Raw genomic sequence first — 15,113 nt, 5'->3', positions numbered from 1 at the left:
GAAAGGACCGCGCCCCCACAGGCTAGAACCTGTGGGGGCGCGGCTTCCATTCCGGGGGGTCCGGGGCTCAGGGCTCCGGGGTGTCCTCGGGGGCGATGTCGATGCCCTTGGTGGTGTCGACCGCCGGGGCGGTGCCGTTCGCCGTCGTGCCGTTCGCGCTGTTCGTCAGGGCCAGCTCCTTGGGGGAGAGGACCGGCGGACGCGTGGACGGGGTGCGGCGGGAGGAGCCGGTCCAGGCCGGGCGGGCCGGGCGGCGGACGATGGGGGCGAAGATCTCGGCGATCTCCTCCTTGCCCAGCGTCTCCTTCTCCAGGAGGGCGAGGACCAGGTTGTCGAGGATGTCGCGGTTCTCGACCAGGATCTCCCACGCCTCGTTGTGCGCGGTCTCGATGAGCTTCTTGACCTCTTCGTCGACCAGCGCGGCGACCTCTTCCGAGTAGTCCCGCTGGTGCGACATCTCGCGGCCGAGGAAGGGCTCGGTGTTGTCGCCGCCGAACTTGATGGCGCCGAGCCGCTCGGTCATGCCGTACTGCGTGACCATCGCGCGGGCGGTGGCCGTGGCCTTCTCGATGTCGTTCGCGGCGCCCGTCGTCGGGTCGTGGAAGACGAGCTCCTCCGCCGCGCGGCCGCCCAGCATGTACGCGAGCTGGTCGAGCATCTCGTTGCGCGTGGTGGAGTACTTGTCCTCGTCCGGCAGGACCATCGTGTAGCCCAGGGCGCGGCCGCGGGACAGGATGGTGATCTTGTGGACGGGGTCGGCGTTCGGGGAGGCCGCCGCGACCAGGGCGTGACCGCCCTCGTGGTACGCGGTGATCTTCTTCTCCTTGTCCGACATGATCCGGGTCCGCTTCTGCGGGCCCGCGACCACGCGGTCGATCGCCTCGTCCAGCATGTGGTTGTCGATCAGCTTCTTGTCCGAGCGGGCGGTCAGCAGCGCCGCCTCGTTGAGGACGTTGGACAGATCGGCACCGGTGAAGCCGGGGGTGCGGCGGGCGACGGCGGCGAGGTCGACGTCGGGCGCGACCGGCTTGCCCTTCTGGTGGACCTTGAGGATCTCCAGACGGCCCTGCATGTCGGGACGGTCGACGGCGATCTGCCGGTCGAAGCGGCCCGGGCGCAGGAGGGCGGGGTCGAGGATGTCGGGGCGGTTCGTCGCCGCGATGAGGATGACGCCGCCCTTGACGTCGAAGCCGTCCATCTCGACCAGCAGCTGGTTGAGGGTCTGCTCGCGCTCGTCGTGACCGCCGCCGAGGCCGGCGCCGCGGTGGCGGCCGACCGCGTCGATCTCGTCGACGAAGACGATCGCCGGGGCGTTCGCCTTGGCCTGCTCGAAGAGGTCGCGGACCCGGCTGGCGCCGACACCGACGAACATCTCGACGAAGTCGGAGCCGGAGATCGAGTAGAAGGGCACCCCGGCCTCGCCGGCGACGGCGCGCGCGAGGAGCGTCTTGCCGGTTCCGGGCGGGCCGTAGAGCAGGACGCCCTTGGGGATCTTGGCGCCGACGGCCTGGAACTTCGCCGGCTCCTGGAGGAACTCCTTGATCTCGTGGAGCTCCTCGACGGCCTCGTCCGAGCCGGCGACGTCCGCGAAGGTCGTCTTGGGCGTGTCCTTGGTGATGAGCTTCGCCTTGGACTTGCCGAACTGCATGACGCGGGAGCCGCCGCCCTGCATCTGGTTCATCAGGAAGAGGAAGACGACCACGATGAGGACGAAGGGGAGGAGGGAGAGCAGGATCGAGACGAAGGGCGACTGCTTCGTCGGGGAGACCGTGTAGCCCTTCTCGATCTGCCCGGCCTCGAACTTCTCCTGGAGCTTGTCGGCGAGGTCGGCGCCCTGGGTGCCGATGTAGCTGGCCTGGACCTTGCTGCTGCCGTCGATCTTCGTGTCACCGGAGAGTTCGAGCTTGACGACCTGCTCGTCCCCGGTGGTGATCTTTGCCTGCTTGACCTGGTTCTTGTCGATCGCCTGGACCACCTGGCCGGTGTCCACCGTCTTGTAGCCCTCGGACGAGCCGACGACCTGCATCAGCACGACCACGGCGAGGACGGCCAGCACGATCCACATGACCGGCCCACGGAAGTATCGCTTCACGTCCATCCATACGGAGCGAGAACGCCCCGTCCCTCCTGCCCGTAGGTAAATGCTGCTGTGAGAGCCGCAGTATGAAAAAGCTGTTCTTCGGACGGTACCTCAGCATCGTCGCCCGCGACCGCCTTCCCGTGCTTCAACGGAGGGAAGGCGGTGCGGGTTCCCCGTACGGGAGCAGTCGTTCAGCCGCCGTAGACGTGCGGGGCGAGCGTGCCCACGAAGGGGAGGTTCCGGTACTTCTCCGCGTAGTCGAGGCCGTAGCCGACCACGAACTCGTTGGGGATGTCGAAGCCGATCCACTTGACGTCGATGGCGACCTTGGCGGCGTCGGGCTTGCGCAGCAGGGTGCAGACCTCCAGGGAGGCCGGTTCGCGCGAGCCGAGGTTCGACAGGAGCCAGGACAGCGTCAGACCGGAGTCGATGATGTCCTCGACGATCAGGACGTGCCTGCCCTTGATGTCAGTGTCGAGGTCCTTGAGGATGCGGACGACGCCCGAGGACTGGGTGCCGGCTCCGTAGGAGGAGACGGCCATCCAGTCCATGGTGACAGGGGTGGACAGGGCGCGCGCCAGGTCCGCCATCACCATCACGGCGCCCTTGAGGACACCGACGATGAGCAGGTCCTTGCCCGCGTATTCCGCGTCGATCTTCGCCGCCAGCTCGACCAGCTTGGCGTCGATCTCTTCCTTGGTGATGAGCACCGACTGGAGGTCGGTGCCCATGTCCTTCTCGTTCACCCGGGTCACTTTCGTTGCAGCGTGCGTCAGCCTTGCCGGATGACAAGTCTGCCACCCTGCCTGCGGGCTTCCACCCGGCCGGGCAGGTTGATGGCGCCCTGACCGCGCCATCCGGTGATGAGCCGGTCGAGTTCCTCGATGTGCCGGGCGAAGAGGGAGCCGGCGGGCGCGCCCTCGGCGATCACGGCCCGGCGCAGGACTCGGCGGCGCACGGCGGGGGGCAGGCCGTGGAGCTTGTCGCACGCGAGGGCGCCGGCCTCGTCGCGCACGGAGGTCTCGGCGTCGGCGGCCCAGGTGTCGAGGGCGTCGGCGTCGTCGCGGGAGAGCTGGGCCGTCCGGGCGAGGGCTTCGACGACGCCCTTGCCGAGGGCCTTCTCCAGGGCCGGGAGGCCTTCGTGGCGGAGCCGGGAGCGGGTGTACGCCGGGTCGCTGTTGTGGGGGTCGTCCCAGACGGCGAGCTCCTGGGCGATGCACGCCTTGCGGACCGTCTGGCGGTCCAGCTGGAGGAAGGGGCGGCGGTAGCGGCCCCGGGCCCCCGAGACGGCGGCCATGCCGGAGAGGGACCGGATGCCGGAGCCGCGGGCGAGGCCGAGGAGGACGGTCTCGGCCTGGTCGTCGCGGGTGTGGCCGAGGAGGATCGCGGTGGCGCCGTGGCGTTCGGCGGCGGCGTCGAGCGCGGCGTACCGGGCGTCGCGGGCGGCGGCCTCGGGGCCGCCTTCGCGGCCGACGGTGACGGCGACGGACTCGACGGGGCCGAGGCCGAGGGCGGTCATGCGGTCGGCGACCTCGCCGGCGCGGCCGTCGGAGCCGTCCTGGAGGCCGTGGTCGACGGTGATGCCGCCGGCCCGGACGGGGAGTTTGCGGGCCTCGAAGGCGAGGGCGGAGGCGAGCGCCATGGAGTCGGCGCCGCCGGAGCAGGCGACGAGCACCAGGGGGTGCGTGTCGCGGGGGGCGGCGGGATCGGCGGGGTGCTCGGTGAGGACGTCGTGGAGTACGCGGCGGACCGCCAGGCGTATCGCCGCGACCGCAGGATGGGGACCCATGGTTCGGTGCCCTTCGTGAATGGGGTGGGGTGCCTCGGTCGGAGTCTTAACGGTCGGAATGGGGTGTTCGGTCACTCAGAGTGCGTCGATGGTGACAGAAATGCGGCCCTTACCCGAGCATTGCACGCCTCACCCCACGCCCAGGGTCCCTCGGATGGGTGATTGGTGGTGCGCCCCGGCGTGTTCCGCCGGGGTGTCGTGACGGGATCCGGTCCCGATCCGGCCCCGGACCCGCCTCCCGGCCCGGCTTCCGGTCCGCCTCCCGGTCCGGCTCCGGACCCGCCTCCCGTCCTGCCCCCGGGCCCGGTCTCCGGTCCGTCTCCCGGTCCGCCGGCCGTTCCGGTGCGGGGTCAGCCCTCCGTCCGGCGGTGGACGCGGGCGATCCAGTCGTCGGGGGCGGCGATCTCGCTCTTGGTGGGGAGGGTGTTGGGGGAGGTCCAGACGCGGTTGAAGCCGTCCATGCCGACCTGGTCGACGACGGCGCGGACGAAGCGCTCGCCGTCGCGGTACTGGCGCAGCTTGGCGTCGAGGCCGAGGAGCTTGCGCAGGGCCAGGTCGAGGCGGGAGGCGCCCCGGGCGCGGCGCTGCTGGAACTTCTCGCGGATCTCGGCGACCGAGGGCACGACCTGGGGGCCGACGCCGTCCATGACGTAGTCGGCGTGGCCTTCGAGGAGGGACATGACGGCGGTGAGGCGGCCGAGGATCTCGCGCTGCTCGGGGGTCTGGACGAGTTCGACGAGGGAGGGGGCGGCGTCGCCCTCCTCGCCCTCGGGGCGGCCGCCGGCGAGGGTCTGGAAGGCCTCCCGGAGCCGTTCGACGAAGGTACCGGGGTCCACCTCGGTGGCGGCGAGGAATGTCTGGATCTCGCCCTGGAGGTGGTCGCGGAGCCAGGGGACGGCGGTGAACTGGGTGCGGTGGGTCTCCTCGTGGAGGCAGACCCAGAGCCGGAAGTCGTGCGGCGAGACCGCGAGCTCGCGCTCCACGTGGACGATGTTGGGGGCGACGAGGAGGAGCCGGCCGCCGGTGCCGGGGGCGCCGGGGAGGTCGCGGGTGGCGGGGGCGAAGGTCTCGTACTGGCCGAGGATGCGGGAGGCCAGGAAGGACAGCAGCATGCCCAGCTCGACGCCGGTGACCTTGCCGCCGACGGCGCCGAGGACGGTGCCGCCGGGGGTGGCGGCGCGGCGCTCGTTCATCTTGCCGAGGAGCGGGGTGAGGAGCTCGCGGAAGCCGGCCACGTTGGCCTTGATCCAGCCGGTGCGGTCGACGACGAGGACGGGGGTGTCGGGCGCGTCGGTGCCCTCGGGGAGCATCCGGGTGTAGGCCCGGACGTGTTCCTCGGCGGCCTTGGCGTGGCGGCGGAGCTCGGCGACGACGGCGCGGGCCTCGTCGCGGCCGACGTCGGGGCCGGGGCGGACCAGCCTGGTCGCGGTCGCCACCGCGAGGTTCCAGTCGACCGTTCCGGACGTGCCTGCACCACCGATGCTCGTCATGCGTCAACCGTACGGGTTCGGGGCCCTTCCGGGCCCTCTCCGGAGGGTGGCGCGGGGGTCACTTCTGGCCGGTGAGGGCGGCGGAGAGGCGGTCGAGGGCGGGCTGGGCGAGGTCGGGCGAGGGGGTGCGGCCGGCGAGGAACGCGAAGGCGAGGAGGCGGCCGTCGGCGGCGACGACGGTGCCGGCGAGGGTGTTGACGCCGGTGAGGGTGCCGGTCTTGGCGCGGACGAGTCCGGCGCCCGCGGGGGCCTGGCCGTAGCGGCCGGCGAGGGTGCCGGTGAAGCCGCCGACGGGGAGGCCGGTGAGCAGGGGGCGCAGCTCGGGGTGGGCGGGGTCGGCGGCGCGGGCGAGGAGGCCGGTGAGGAGGGCGGCGGAGACCCGGTCGCGGCGGTCGAGTCCGCTGCCGTCGGCGAAGCGGGCGCCCGCGAGGGGCAGGTCGAGGGTGCCGAGCTGGTCGCGGACGGCCTTCTCGGCGCCCCGGAAGGAGGCGGGCTGCTCGCGGGCGAGGGCGGTCTGCCGGGCGAGGGCCTCGGCGAGGTCGTTGTCGCTGTTCGTGAGGGTGCGCTCGACGAGGTCGGCGAGGGGTGCGGAGTCCGTACGGGCGAGGGGGGCGCCCTTCGGGGTGCGGCCGGGCCCGGGCGCGCCGGCGACCTTCACGCCGGCGTCGGCGAGGTGGCGGGCGAAGGCGGTGGCCGTGTCGAGGGCCGGGTCGCCGGAGCGGGGGGCGGGTCCGCTCGCGCTGTCGTCGAGGCGTCCTTCGCGGGTCATCAGGGCGGTGACGGGCGCGAGGTTCTCGTTGGGGCCGATGGGGTGGAGGGCCGGCCCCGGGTAGAGGCTCGTGTCGTAGGCGAGGCGCACGGAGGTCCGGCCGCGCTTCTGGAGGGCGCGGGCGGTGTCCCCGGCGAGGGCCTTCAGCCGGGCCGGGTCGAGGGTGGGGTCGCCGCCGCCGGTGAGGGTGACGGAGGCGCTGTCGGGGGCGGCGGTGACGGTGGTGCCGATGCGGTGGTCGGGGCCGAGGGCGGAGAGGGCCGCGGCGGCGGTGGCGATCTTGACGGTGGAGGCGGGCGTCATCGGGGTGGCCGCGCCCTCCCCGTACAGCTGCTTCCCGGTGGCGGCGTCGACGACGGAGGCGGTGCGGGAGGTGCCGAGGCCGGGATCGGCCAGGAGGGGGACGAGGGCCCTGGCGAGGTCCGCCGGGCGGCTGCCGGGGGCGGGGGCGTCCAGGGCGGTGAGGACACACGGGGCGCTGGGGGCGGGGGCCGGTGCGGCGGGCCTCGGCGGGGCGGCGGGGGCGGCGGCCGGGGCGGGGTGACGCTCGCCACCCGTCGCGGGGGCGGCGGCGCGGGCCCGCTCGGCCGTACGCTGGCCTCCGTCCCAGGGGCCTGCCGCGGTCGCCGCCGCGGCGGCGAGAGCCAGACCGAGCACGGCGGAGCCCGCCGTGAGCTGCCACACCCTCGGCTCCGGCATTGCTGACCAGCCCCTTTCGCGATCACGTACGTGCGTGAGGGACACTTAATCACCGCGCGTCGTCGCGAGCATTCAGTTGTGCTGATTCAGGAGGAGCCACCCGTGGAGTTCGACGTTCTCATCGAGATCCCGAAGGGATCGCGGAACAAGTACGAGGTCGACCACGAGACCGGTCGCATCCGTCTGGACCGTCGCCTCTTCACGTCGACGGCCTACCCGACCGACTACGGCTACGTGGAGAACACCCTCGGCGAGGACGGCGACCCGCTGGACGCGCTGGTCATCCTCGACGAGCCGACCTTCCCGGGCTGCCTGATCAAGTGCCGCGCCATCGGCATGTTCCGCATGACGGACGAGGCCGGCGGCGACGACAAGCTGCTGTGCGTGCCGGCGACGGACCCGCGCATGGAGCACCTGCGCGACATCCACCACGTGCCGGAGTTCGACCGCCTGGAGATCCAGCACTTCTTCGAGGTCTACAAGGACCTGGAGCCGGGCAAGTCGGTCGAGGGCGCCGACTGGGTCGGCCGCGAGGCCGCCGAGGCCGAGATCGAGAAGTCGATCGCGCGCGCCAAGGAGCAGGGCGCCCACTGACGCCCGGTCCCGAGGGACTTCACGGAAGGCGGTGCGCCCCGGTGACGGGGTGCGCCGCCTTCCGCGTGCCCGCGCCCCCGACGTCCCGCCCCCGGGCGTCCGTCCTCCGTGTGCCCGGCTTCGGGCGATCCGCGTTTCGCACGCCCGTCTGACGCCCATACTGGAATCCACGATTCCCTGGGTGTGAGGCGGAGAAAGTGGTGGCGGAGCCGGAGGGCCCCGAGGAGGTTCCGGAGGACCGGAAGCCCCTGTCGGACGAGGCGACCTCGGAGTTCGCGCTGCCGGAGGGGCTGGTGCCGGAGCCGCCGCCGGAGCCGGAGGGCTCGGCGTTCGTGGTCCCGGAGGGGCTGTCGCCCGAGCCGCAGCCGGAGCCGGAGGGCTCGGCGTTCGCACCGCCGTCGACGTACTCCGCGAAGGACTCGCCGACCGCCTTCACCCCGGCGTACGGGGTCCCCCTCGCGCGGCTGCCGCACAACGCCCCCTGGCAGGACCGGATGCGGACGATGCTCCGGCTGCCGGTCGGCGACCGGCCCGTGCCGGAGGCGCCCACGGGGAAGGACGAGACGGGCCCCTCGGTGCCGCGCGTGCTCGACCTGGCCCTCCGCATCGGCGAGCTGCTGCTCGCGGGCGGGGAGGGCGCGGAGGACGTCGAGGCGGCGATGTTCGCGATCTGCCGCTCGTACGGCCTGGACCGCTGCGAGCCGACGGTCACCTTCACCCTGCTGTCGGTCACGTACCAGCCCTCGCTGGTGGACGACCCGCTGACGGCGAACCGGACGGTGCGCCGCCGGGGCACCGACTACACGCGCCTGGCGGCGGTCTACCAGCTGCTGGCGGACATCAACGCGCCGGCGCACGAGGTGTCGCCGGAGGAGGCGTACCGGCGCCTCGCGGAGATCCGGCGCAACCGGCACCCGTACCCGGGCTGGGTGCTGACGGCCGCGGCGGGACTGCTGGCGGGCGCGGCCTCGCTGCTGCTGGGCGGTGACACCACGGTCTTCTTCGTGGCGGCGCTGGGCGCGGTGCTCGGCGACCGGCTGGCGTGGCTGTGCGCGGGGCGCGGGCTGCCGGAGTTCTACCAGTTCCTGGTGGCGGCGATGCCGCCGGCCGCGATGGGGGTGCTGCTCACGCTGCTCCACGCGGAGCTGCGGCCCTCGGCGGTGATCACGGGCGGCCTGTTCGCGCTGATCCCGGGGCGGGCGCTGGTCGCGGCCGTGCAGGACGGTCTGACCGGCTTCTACATCACGGCCTCGGCCCGGCTCCTGGAGGTCGCCTACTTCTTCGTGGCGATCGTGGTGGGCGTGCTGTCGGTGCTGTACGTGGCGGTGCAGTTCGACGCCCAGCTCAATCCGGAGGGGACGCTGAGCCCGGTCGAGCGGCCGGTGACGCAGATCCTGTCCTCGATGGTGCTGTGCGCGACCTTCGCCGTCCTCCTCCAGCAGTCGCGGGGGACGGTCGTCTTCGCGACGCTGAACGGCGGGGTGGCCTGGGTGGTCTACGCGTCGATCGCGGTGACGGCGGAGGGCTCCGCGGTGATGGCGACGGCGGTGGCGGCCGGTCTGGTGGGCCTCTTCGGGCAGCTGATGGCCCGCTACCACCACACCTCCTCGCTGCCGTACGTGACGGCGGCGATCGGGCCGCTGCTGCCCGGTTCGGCGACGTACTTCGGTGTGCTCGCGATCGCCCAGAACAACCTGGACCAGGGCTTCAACTCGCTCGCGAAGGCGGCGGCCCTGGCCCTGGCGATCGCGATCGGGGTGAACCTGGGGAGCGAGCTGGCCCGCCTCTTCATGCGGGCCCCCGGCGCTGGCTCCGCCCGCAGCGCGGCGAAGCGGACCAGGGGCTTCTAGGGCTTCTGGGGCTTCTGGGGCTTCTTTGCCGGGCGCGCCCCCCGTCACGCGGAAGCCCCGCTCCCGGCCGGACGGCCGGAGGGCGGAGCTTCTGTCGTGTGCCGTGTCCTAGCGCGGGGGGTGCCGGTCGTCCCCGCCGTGCTGCTGCGGCGGCGGGTTCTGGCCGTCGTAGCCGCCGTAGCCGGGCTGCCGGGCGCCGTGGCCGGGCTGCTGCTGGGCGCCGTGGCCGGGCTGCTGCTGGGCGCCGCCGTAGCCGTAACCGGGCTGCTGGTCGCCGTAGGCGCCCTGCTGGGCGTCTCCGTAGGCGGGCTGCTGGGCTCCGTAGCCGCCCTGACCGGCGTAACCGCCCTGGTCCGCGTAACCGCCCTGGTCCGCGTAACCGCCCTGGTCCGCGTAGCCACCCTGGTCCGCGTAGCCACCCTGGTTCGCGTAGCCGCCCTGCTGGCCGTAACCACCCTGCTGGTCGTATCCGGCCTGGTTGCCGTACCCGCCCTGCTGCCGGCCGTAGCCGGCCTGCTGCCCGTAGCCGCCCTGCTGGCCCTGCCCCGCGTAACCGCCCTGACCGGCGTAACCGCCCTGGTCCGCGTAACCGCCCTGCTGGCCGTAGCCGCCCTGCTCGCCGTACCCGCCCTGCTGCCGGCCGTAGCCCCCCTGGTCCGCGTAGCCGCCCTGCTGGCCGTAGCCGCCGCCCTGGCCGGGCCGGTCGTCGTGGCCGGGGTGGTGGCCCTGGTCGCCGGGGGCGGGCCAGTCGGAGTGCTCGCCGGGGGCGGCCGGGGGCGCCGGGTCGGCGGGGGGCTCTTCCTGGGTCCGGGCGGCGGCCTTCTTCGACTGGGAACGGGCCCGGAGGTACTCGATCACGATCGGGACGACCGAGACGAGGACGATGCCGACGAGGATCGCCTCGATGTGCCGGTGCACGAAGTCGATCTTGCCGAGGGAGGCGCCGAGCAGGGTCACGCCGGCGCCCCACAGGACGCCGCCGATGATGTTGAAGGTGATGAAGGAGCGGTAGTTCATCCGGCTGACGCCCGCGATGATCGGCGTGAAGGTGCGGATGATCGGCACGAAGCGGGCCAGGATGAGGGACTTCGGGCCGTGCTTCTCGAAGAACTCGTGGGCCTTCTCCACGTTCTCCTGCTTGAAGAGCTTGGAGTCCGGGCGGCGGAAGAGCGAGGGGCCGACCTTCCGGCCGAAGAGGTAGCCCACCTGGTCGCCGAGGATCGCCGCGGCCACGACCAGGGTGCAGACCAGCCAGAGCGGCGAGTCGAGCTTTCCGGTGGTGACGAGGAGGCCGGTCGTGAAGAGCAGCGAGTCACCGGGGAGGAAGAACCCGATGAGGAGGCCGGACTCGGCGAAGACGATGGCGAGGACACCGATCAGGCCGAAGGTCTGGATCAGGTAGTCCGGATCCAGCCAGCTCGGTCCGAGGGCAAGCGTGTTCACGGGTTCCGGGCTCCTGCCGGTCGGGGTGGGGGCATGTCGGGGGTGCGGCGGGACATGCCGACGGCGCGCCCCAAGCTATCAACGTGGAACGGCCACCCCCGGTTCCACCCGGCCCGCACGGGATGCGGAGGGGCGCCGCTGCGACGACCCTGGGTGACCAGGAGGTGAGTGCCGATGGGCATCGAGGAGTACGGAGGCGGTCAGGGACCGCACCCCGACGTGCTGGTGGTGACGACGAACGACGTCCCCGGCTACGAGGTACGACAGGTGATCGGCGAGGTCTTCGGACTGACGGTCCGCTCGCGTCACCTGGGCAGCCAGATCGGCGCCGGTCTCAAGTCGATGATCGGCGGCGAGCTGAAGGGACTGACGAAGACCCTGGTGGAGACCCGGAACCAGGCGATGGACCGCCTGGTGGAGCAGGCCCGGGCGCGCGGCGCGAACGCCGTGCTGATGTTCCGCTTCGACGTGACGGAGGCCGCGGACGTGGGCACGGAGGTGTGCGCGTACGGCACCGCGGTGGTCATCGCGGAACGCGCCTGAACCCTTGCGGGACGGGTGCGGGGCGGGTCCGGGCGCGTACGGGGCGGGTGCGGGACCGCGTACGGGACGGGGCGGGCGCGTACGGGCCGGGGCACGGCCCCGGACCTCGCCAGGCCCCCGGCCCGGTCCCGCATCCCGGCCCGGTCCCGCGCCCCGGCCCGGTCCCGCAGGACGCGGCCCGGGCGGGCCCGTGCGAGTGGGTGCCGCCCCGGCGGCGGGCGGACCCCTCCGCGTACCGCCCGGGGAGAGCAGTCCGGTCGCGTCGGAGTGGTGCGGGGTGCGCACCGCGACCCCGGCGAGGCCTGCGACCTGTCCCACGGAGCAGCCCATGCGGCCGTCCGCCCTTTCCCTGCCGGTACGCCGTCGGCCCGGGTCCTGACGTCACGTGAGGTGCAGGCCCCGCGCCTCGGGTCTTTCGAGGTGTTGTGCGGCAATTGCTCACTTATGGTGGGGCGGTGGCCACCGATCATGACGCGACCGCCCCCGCCGAAGCCCCGGTCCGGGTCCTGCTCCCGCAGGTCCTGCCCGCCCTCGTGGTCGGCGCCGGGTCGGCCCTCCTCTTCCTCGGCGTCAGCAGGATCGCCGAAGAGCTCCAGTCGGTGCTCTGGGAGACGCTGCCCGACGCGCTGGACATCGGTCCGTACTCCTCCCTGTGGATGATCGTCGTCCTCACCGCCACCGGCGTCGCGGTCGGCCTCGTCGTCTGGAAGGCCCCCGGGCACGCCGGTCCCGATCCGGCCTCGGAGGGGCTCGGCGGCCCGCCGCTGGCGCCCGGCGTGGTGCCGGGCCTCCTCGTCGCCAGCACCCTCGCCCTCGCCGGCGGCGTCAGCCTCGGCCCCGAGCAGCCGACGATCGCCTCCGCGATCGCCCTGGCCGTCTGGCTGGGGCTGCGGGCCGCGCCGGGCACCCCGGGCGCCTTCTGGGCCTCCCTCGCCACGGCGGGCACCTTCGGCGCCCTCTTCGGCACCCCCGTCGCCGCCGCCCTGGTGCTCTCCGAGGCGCTCGTCGGACGGCCCGGCAAGGGCTCCCTGTGGGATCGGCTCTTCGCGCCGCTGGTCGCCGCCGGCGCCGGGGCGATGACCACCCAGCTCTTCTCCTCCCCCAGCTTCGCCATGGGCCTCCCGGCGCTGACCGACCCCGGCTGGGAGGACCTCCTCGCCGCCCTCGTCGTCGCCACCCTCGGCGCCCTCTTCGGCCTCCTCGGCTGCTACGCCTTCCCCGCCCTCCACCGGGCCTTCGGGCGGCTGCGGCACCCGATGCTGATGCTGCCCGCCGGCGGTCTGCTCCTGGGCCTGCTGGGCGCCCTCGGCGGCCATCTGACGCTCTTCAAGGGCCTCCACGAGACCAAGGAGCTCGTCGGCTCCCTCGGGGTGTACTCCTCCGGCGAACTGGCCAAGCTGGCCGTGGTGAAGTCCGTCGCGCTGCTGGTGGCCGCCGCCTGCGGCTTCCGCGGCGGCCGGGTCTTCCCCGCGGTCTTCATCGGCGCCGCCCTCGGCCTCGCCGTCCAGGCCCTCGTCCCGGAGATCCACCCGGCGGTCGCCGTCTCCTCCGCGGTCCTCGGCGTCCTCCTCGCCACCACCCGGCAGGGCTGGGTGAGCCTCTTCGTCGCCGCCGTCCTCGCCTCCTCCCCCGCCATGCTCTCGCTGCTCTGCCTGGCCACCCTGCCCGCCTGGCTGGTCGTCACCGGCCGCCCGCAGCTCGAACTCGACCACCGGGGCGACGCCCTGCGCTGACCCCGCCCGCAGCCGAAGAAGGAGCCCCCATGGCCGCCCTCCACAAGGGACCCGACGACAACGAGTCCGATTCCTTCCGCCGGCTCGCCCTCAACCCCTTCTACGGGGAGGCGAACCCGATCGGCGGCATGACCGAGGCACCGCCCCGGCACCGGCTGCCGGCCGGCCCGCTGCCGCCCTCCAGCGCCTACCAGCTGGTCCGCGACGAGCTGATGCTGGACGGCAACTCCCGGCTCAACCTCGCCACCTTCGTCACCACCTGGATGGAGCCCCAGGCCGGGGTCCTGATGGGCGAGTGCCGCGACAAGAACATGATCGACAAGGACGAGTACCCGCGCACCGCCGAACTCGAACGGCGCTGCGTCGCCATGCTCGCCGACCTCTGGCACGCCCCCGACCCGTCCGCCGCCGTCGGCTGCTCCACCACCGGTTCCAGCGAGGCCTGCATGCTCGCCGGGATGGCCCTCAAGCGCCGCTGGACCAAGAAGAACGCCGACCGCTATCCGGCCGCCCGCCCCAACCTGGTGATGGGCGTCAACGTGCAGGTCTGCTGGGAGAAGTTCTGCAACTTCTGGGAGGTCGAGCCCCGCCTCGTCCCCATGGAGGGCGACCGCTACCACCTCGACGCCGCCTCCGCCGCCGCCCTGTGCGACGAGAACACCATCGGCGTCGTCGCCGTCCTCGGCTCCACCTTCGACGGCTCCTACGAGCCCGTCGCCGACATCTGCGCCGCCCTCGACGACCTCCAGGCCCGCACCGGCCTCGACGTGCCCGTCCACGTCGACGGCGCCTCCGGAGCCATGATCGCCCCCTTCCTCGACGAGGACCTGGTCTGGGACTTCCGGCTCCCCCGCGTCTCCTCGATCAACACCTCCGGCCACAAGTACGGGCTCGTCTACCCCGGCGTCGGCTGGGCCCTGTGGCGGGGCCCCGAGGAACTCCCCGAGGAGCTCGTCTTCCGGGTCAACTACCTCGGCGGCGACATGCCGACCTTCGCCCTCAACTTCTCCCGCCCCGGCGCCCAGGTCGTCGCCCAGTACTACACCTTCCTCAGGCTCGGCCGGGAGGGCTACCGGGCCGTCCAGCAGACCAGCCGGGACGTCGCCCGGGGCCTCGCCGAACGGATCGAGGCCATGGGCGACTTCCGGCTCCTCACCCGCGGCGACCAGCTGCCCGTCTTCGCCTTCACCACCGCCCCCGACGTCACCGCCTACGACGTCTTCGACGTCTCCCGCAGGCTCCGCGAACACGGCTGGCTCGTCCCCGCCTACACCTTCCCCGCGCACCGCGAGGACCTGTCCGTCCTGCGGATCGTCTGCCGCAACGGCTTCTCCGCCGACCTCGCCGGCCTCCTCGTGGAGGACCTGAACCGCCTCCTGCCCGAACTGCGCCGCCAGCCGGGCCCCTTCACCCGCGACAAGGAGGCCGCGACCTCCTTCCACCACTAGGCCGCGTCCTCGGGACCGGGCCGCGGCAGGCCGGATCGCGCCGGGCCGGGCCGGGGCCCGCCGCCGGCCCCCGGCTCAGCCCTCGTTCTCCAGCGCGATCAGGTCGAAGGAGCCCTTGCCGTCGAGGGATTCGCGGATGATGTCCGCGTGGCCCGCGTGCCGGCCCATCTCCTGCACCAGGTGGAGGAGCATCCAGCGGACCGAGACGCGGGTGCCCGCGGGGAACCAGGGCGCGGGGGGCAGCGGGAAGGTGTCGTCCAGGCTCGGCACCGTACGGACGAACTCCTCGGTCTCCTTCGCCACGCCCTCCCAGAAGGCGAGCACCCCGGGGACCGTCTCGTCGCCGACGAGCCGGTGGCCCTCGGCCCAGGTCTCCTCGGTGCGCTGCCGCTCGTTCTCCCGCTGCTGCGCGAGCCTGAGCCAGTTCAGCTCGACCTCGGCCACGTGCTTGGCCAGGCCGGAGAGGCTCAGCTCGCTGACGCTGGGGCGGCTCGCCGCCTGCTCCTCGGTGAGGCCGAGGAGGGAGCGGCGGAGCGCGGCGCGCTGGACCTCCACGAAGTTGAGGAACGCGCCGCGCTCGTCGCCGGGAGCCTCCGCAGGAACAAAAGCCACCATGCTGTCCGCCTTTTCTCGTGTGTCGCTCGGGCGATGCCCACGTTACGGAGGAAGGCGGAC

Annotated in this window: 12 protein-coding genes; 5 read left to right on the top strand and 7 right to left on the bottom strand. The window is 73.0% G+C overall.

The window, feature by feature from the left end:
- Nucleotides 1-67: 67 nt before the first annotated feature.
- From ftsH to dacB, 5 genes are all read right to left on the bottom strand, one after another.
- Nucleotides 68-2,098, bottom strand: a complete 2,031-nt coding sequence (ftsH, locus tag IE326_RS13845; RefSeq protein ID WP_030757888.1) for an ATP-dependent zinc metalloprotease FtsH — start codon at nt 2,096-2,098, stop codon at nt 68-70.
- Nucleotides 2,099-2,271: 173 nt separating this feature from the next.
- A complete protein-coding gene (gene hpt / locus IE326_RS13840; RefSeq protein ID WP_150232814.1) occupies nt 2,272-2,811 on the bottom strand; it encodes a hypoxanthine phosphoribosyltransferase in 540 nt (179 codons plus the stop codon).
- A gap of 41 nt (nt 2,812-2,852) precedes the next feature.
- Nucleotides 2,853-3,869 carry a tRNA lysidine(34) synthetase TilS gene (tilS, locus tag IE326_RS13835; protein ID WP_150229092.1) on the bottom strand — a complete coding sequence of 339 codons (1,017 nt, stop codon included), beginning with the start codon at nt 3,867-3,869 and terminating at the stop codon, nt 2,853-2,855.
- A gap of 350 nt (nt 3,870-4,219) precedes the next feature.
- A complete protein-coding gene (locus IE326_RS13830; RefSeq protein ID WP_190041647.1) occupies nt 4,220-5,359 on the bottom strand; it encodes an Rv3626c family coenzyme F420 biosynthesis-associated protein in 1,140 nt (379 codons plus the stop codon).
- A 58-nt stretch (nt 5,360-5,417) separates the two neighbouring features.
- On the bottom strand, nt 5,418-6,827 hold the full coding sequence (dacB, locus tag IE326_RS13825) for a D-alanyl-D-alanine carboxypeptidase/D-alanyl-D-alanine endopeptidase (protein WP_190041646.1): 1,410 nt from the start codon (nt 6,825-6,827) through the stop codon (nt 5,418-5,420).
- A gap of 102 nt (nt 6,828-6,929) precedes the next feature.
- Between dacB and IE326_RS13820 the strand changes: the two genes are divergently transcribed.
- Nucleotides 6,930-7,421, top strand: coding sequence for an inorganic diphosphatase (locus IE326_RS13820; RefSeq protein ID WP_030749421.1), 492 nt, complete (start codon nt 6,930-6,932; stop codon nt 7,419-7,421).
- A gap of 197 nt (nt 7,422-7,618) precedes the next feature.
- Nucleotides 7,619-9,271 (top strand): threonine/serine exporter family protein, encoded by a 1,653-nt coding sequence (locus tag IE326_RS13815; protein ID WP_150229098.1) that lies wholly within the window; start codon nt 7,619-7,621, stop codon nt 9,269-9,271.
- A gap of 108 nt (nt 9,272-9,379) precedes the next feature.
- Here IE326_RS13815 and IE326_RS40645 read toward each other — a convergent pair whose 3' ends face one another.
- A complete protein-coding gene (locus IE326_RS40645; RefSeq protein ID WP_229915326.1) occupies nt 9,380-10,714 on the bottom strand; it encodes a DedA family protein in 1,335 nt (444 codons plus the stop codon).
- A gap of 174 nt (nt 10,715-10,888) precedes the next feature.
- On the opposite strand from IE326_RS40645, the gene IE326_RS13805 reads away from it, so the two are divergent.
- The 3 genes from IE326_RS13805 (at nt 10,889) to gad (ending at nt 14,438) form a co-directional block, all read left to right on the top strand.
- The gene (locus IE326_RS13805; protein WP_150229101.1) at nt 10,889-11,257 is read left to right on the top strand and encodes a YbjQ family protein; all 369 of its coding nucleotides are present in this window, start codon (nt 10,889-10,891) and stop codon (nt 11,255-11,257) included.
- Nucleotides 11,258-11,712: 455 nt separating this feature from the next.
- Entirely contained in the window at nt 11,713-12,990 is a 1,278-nt protein-coding gene (locus IE326_RS13800) for an ion channel protein (RefSeq protein WP_190041645.1), read from the top strand.
- Nucleotides 12,991-13,019: 29 nt separating this feature from the next.
- Nucleotides 13,020-14,438 (top strand): glutamate decarboxylase, encoded by a 1,419-nt coding sequence (gene gad / locus IE326_RS13795; protein WP_150229106.1) that lies wholly within the window; start codon nt 13,020-13,022, stop codon nt 14,436-14,438.
- 75 nt (nt 14,439-14,513) lie between these two features.
- Here the strand turns inward: gad and IE326_RS13790 are convergent, their stop codons facing one another.
- Nucleotides 14,514-15,053, bottom strand: a complete 540-nt coding sequence (locus IE326_RS13790) for a DinB family protein (RefSeq protein ID WP_190041644.1) — start codon at nt 15,051-15,053, stop codon at nt 14,514-14,516.
- Nucleotides 15,054-15,113 lie beyond the last annotated feature (60 nt).

It is taken from the genome of Streptomyces filamentosus (assembly GCF_014654895.1).
GTDB classification, from domain to species: Bacteria; Actinomycetota; Actinomycetes; order Streptomycetales; family Streptomycetaceae; genus Streptomyces; species Streptomyces filamentosus.
The sequence above is the reverse complement of the archived record's forward strand: the minus strand, read 5'-3'. Positions and strand labels throughout refer to the sequence as shown.

What these genes read in the sequence shown, in the direction of transcription:
- ftsH (WP_030757888.1), bottom strand. Translation starts at nt 2,098, where the DNA reads ATGGACGTGAAGCGATACTTCCGTGGGCCGGTCATGTGGATCGTGCTG.
- hpt (WP_150232814.1), bottom strand. Translation starts at nt 2,811, where the DNA reads ATGGGCACCGACCTCCAGTCGGTGCTCATCACCAAGGAAGAGATCGAC.
- tilS (WP_150229092.1), bottom strand. Translation starts at nt 3,869, where the DNA reads ATGGGTCCCCATCCTGCGGTCGCGGCGATACGCCTGGCGGTCCGCCGC.
- IE326_RS13830 (WP_190041647.1), bottom strand. Translation starts at nt 5,359, where the DNA reads ATGACGAGCATCGGTGGTGCAGGCACGTCCGGAACGGTCGACTGGAAC.
- dacB (WP_190041646.1), bottom strand. Translation starts at nt 6,827, where the DNA reads ATGCCGGAGCCGAGGGTGTGGCAGCTCACGGCGGGCTCCGCCGTGCTC.
- IE326_RS13805 (WP_150229101.1), top strand. Translation starts at nt 10,889, where the DNA reads ATGGGCATCGAGGAGTACGGAGGCGGTCAGGGACCGCACCCCGACGTG.
- gad (WP_150229106.1), top strand. Translation starts at nt 13,020, where the DNA reads ATGGCCGCCCTCCACAAGGGACCCGACGACAACGAGTCCGATTCCTTC.
- IE326_RS13790 (WP_190041644.1), bottom strand. Translation starts at nt 15,053, where the DNA reads ATGGTGGCTTTTGTTCCTGCGGAGGCTCCCGGCGACGAGCGCGGCGCG.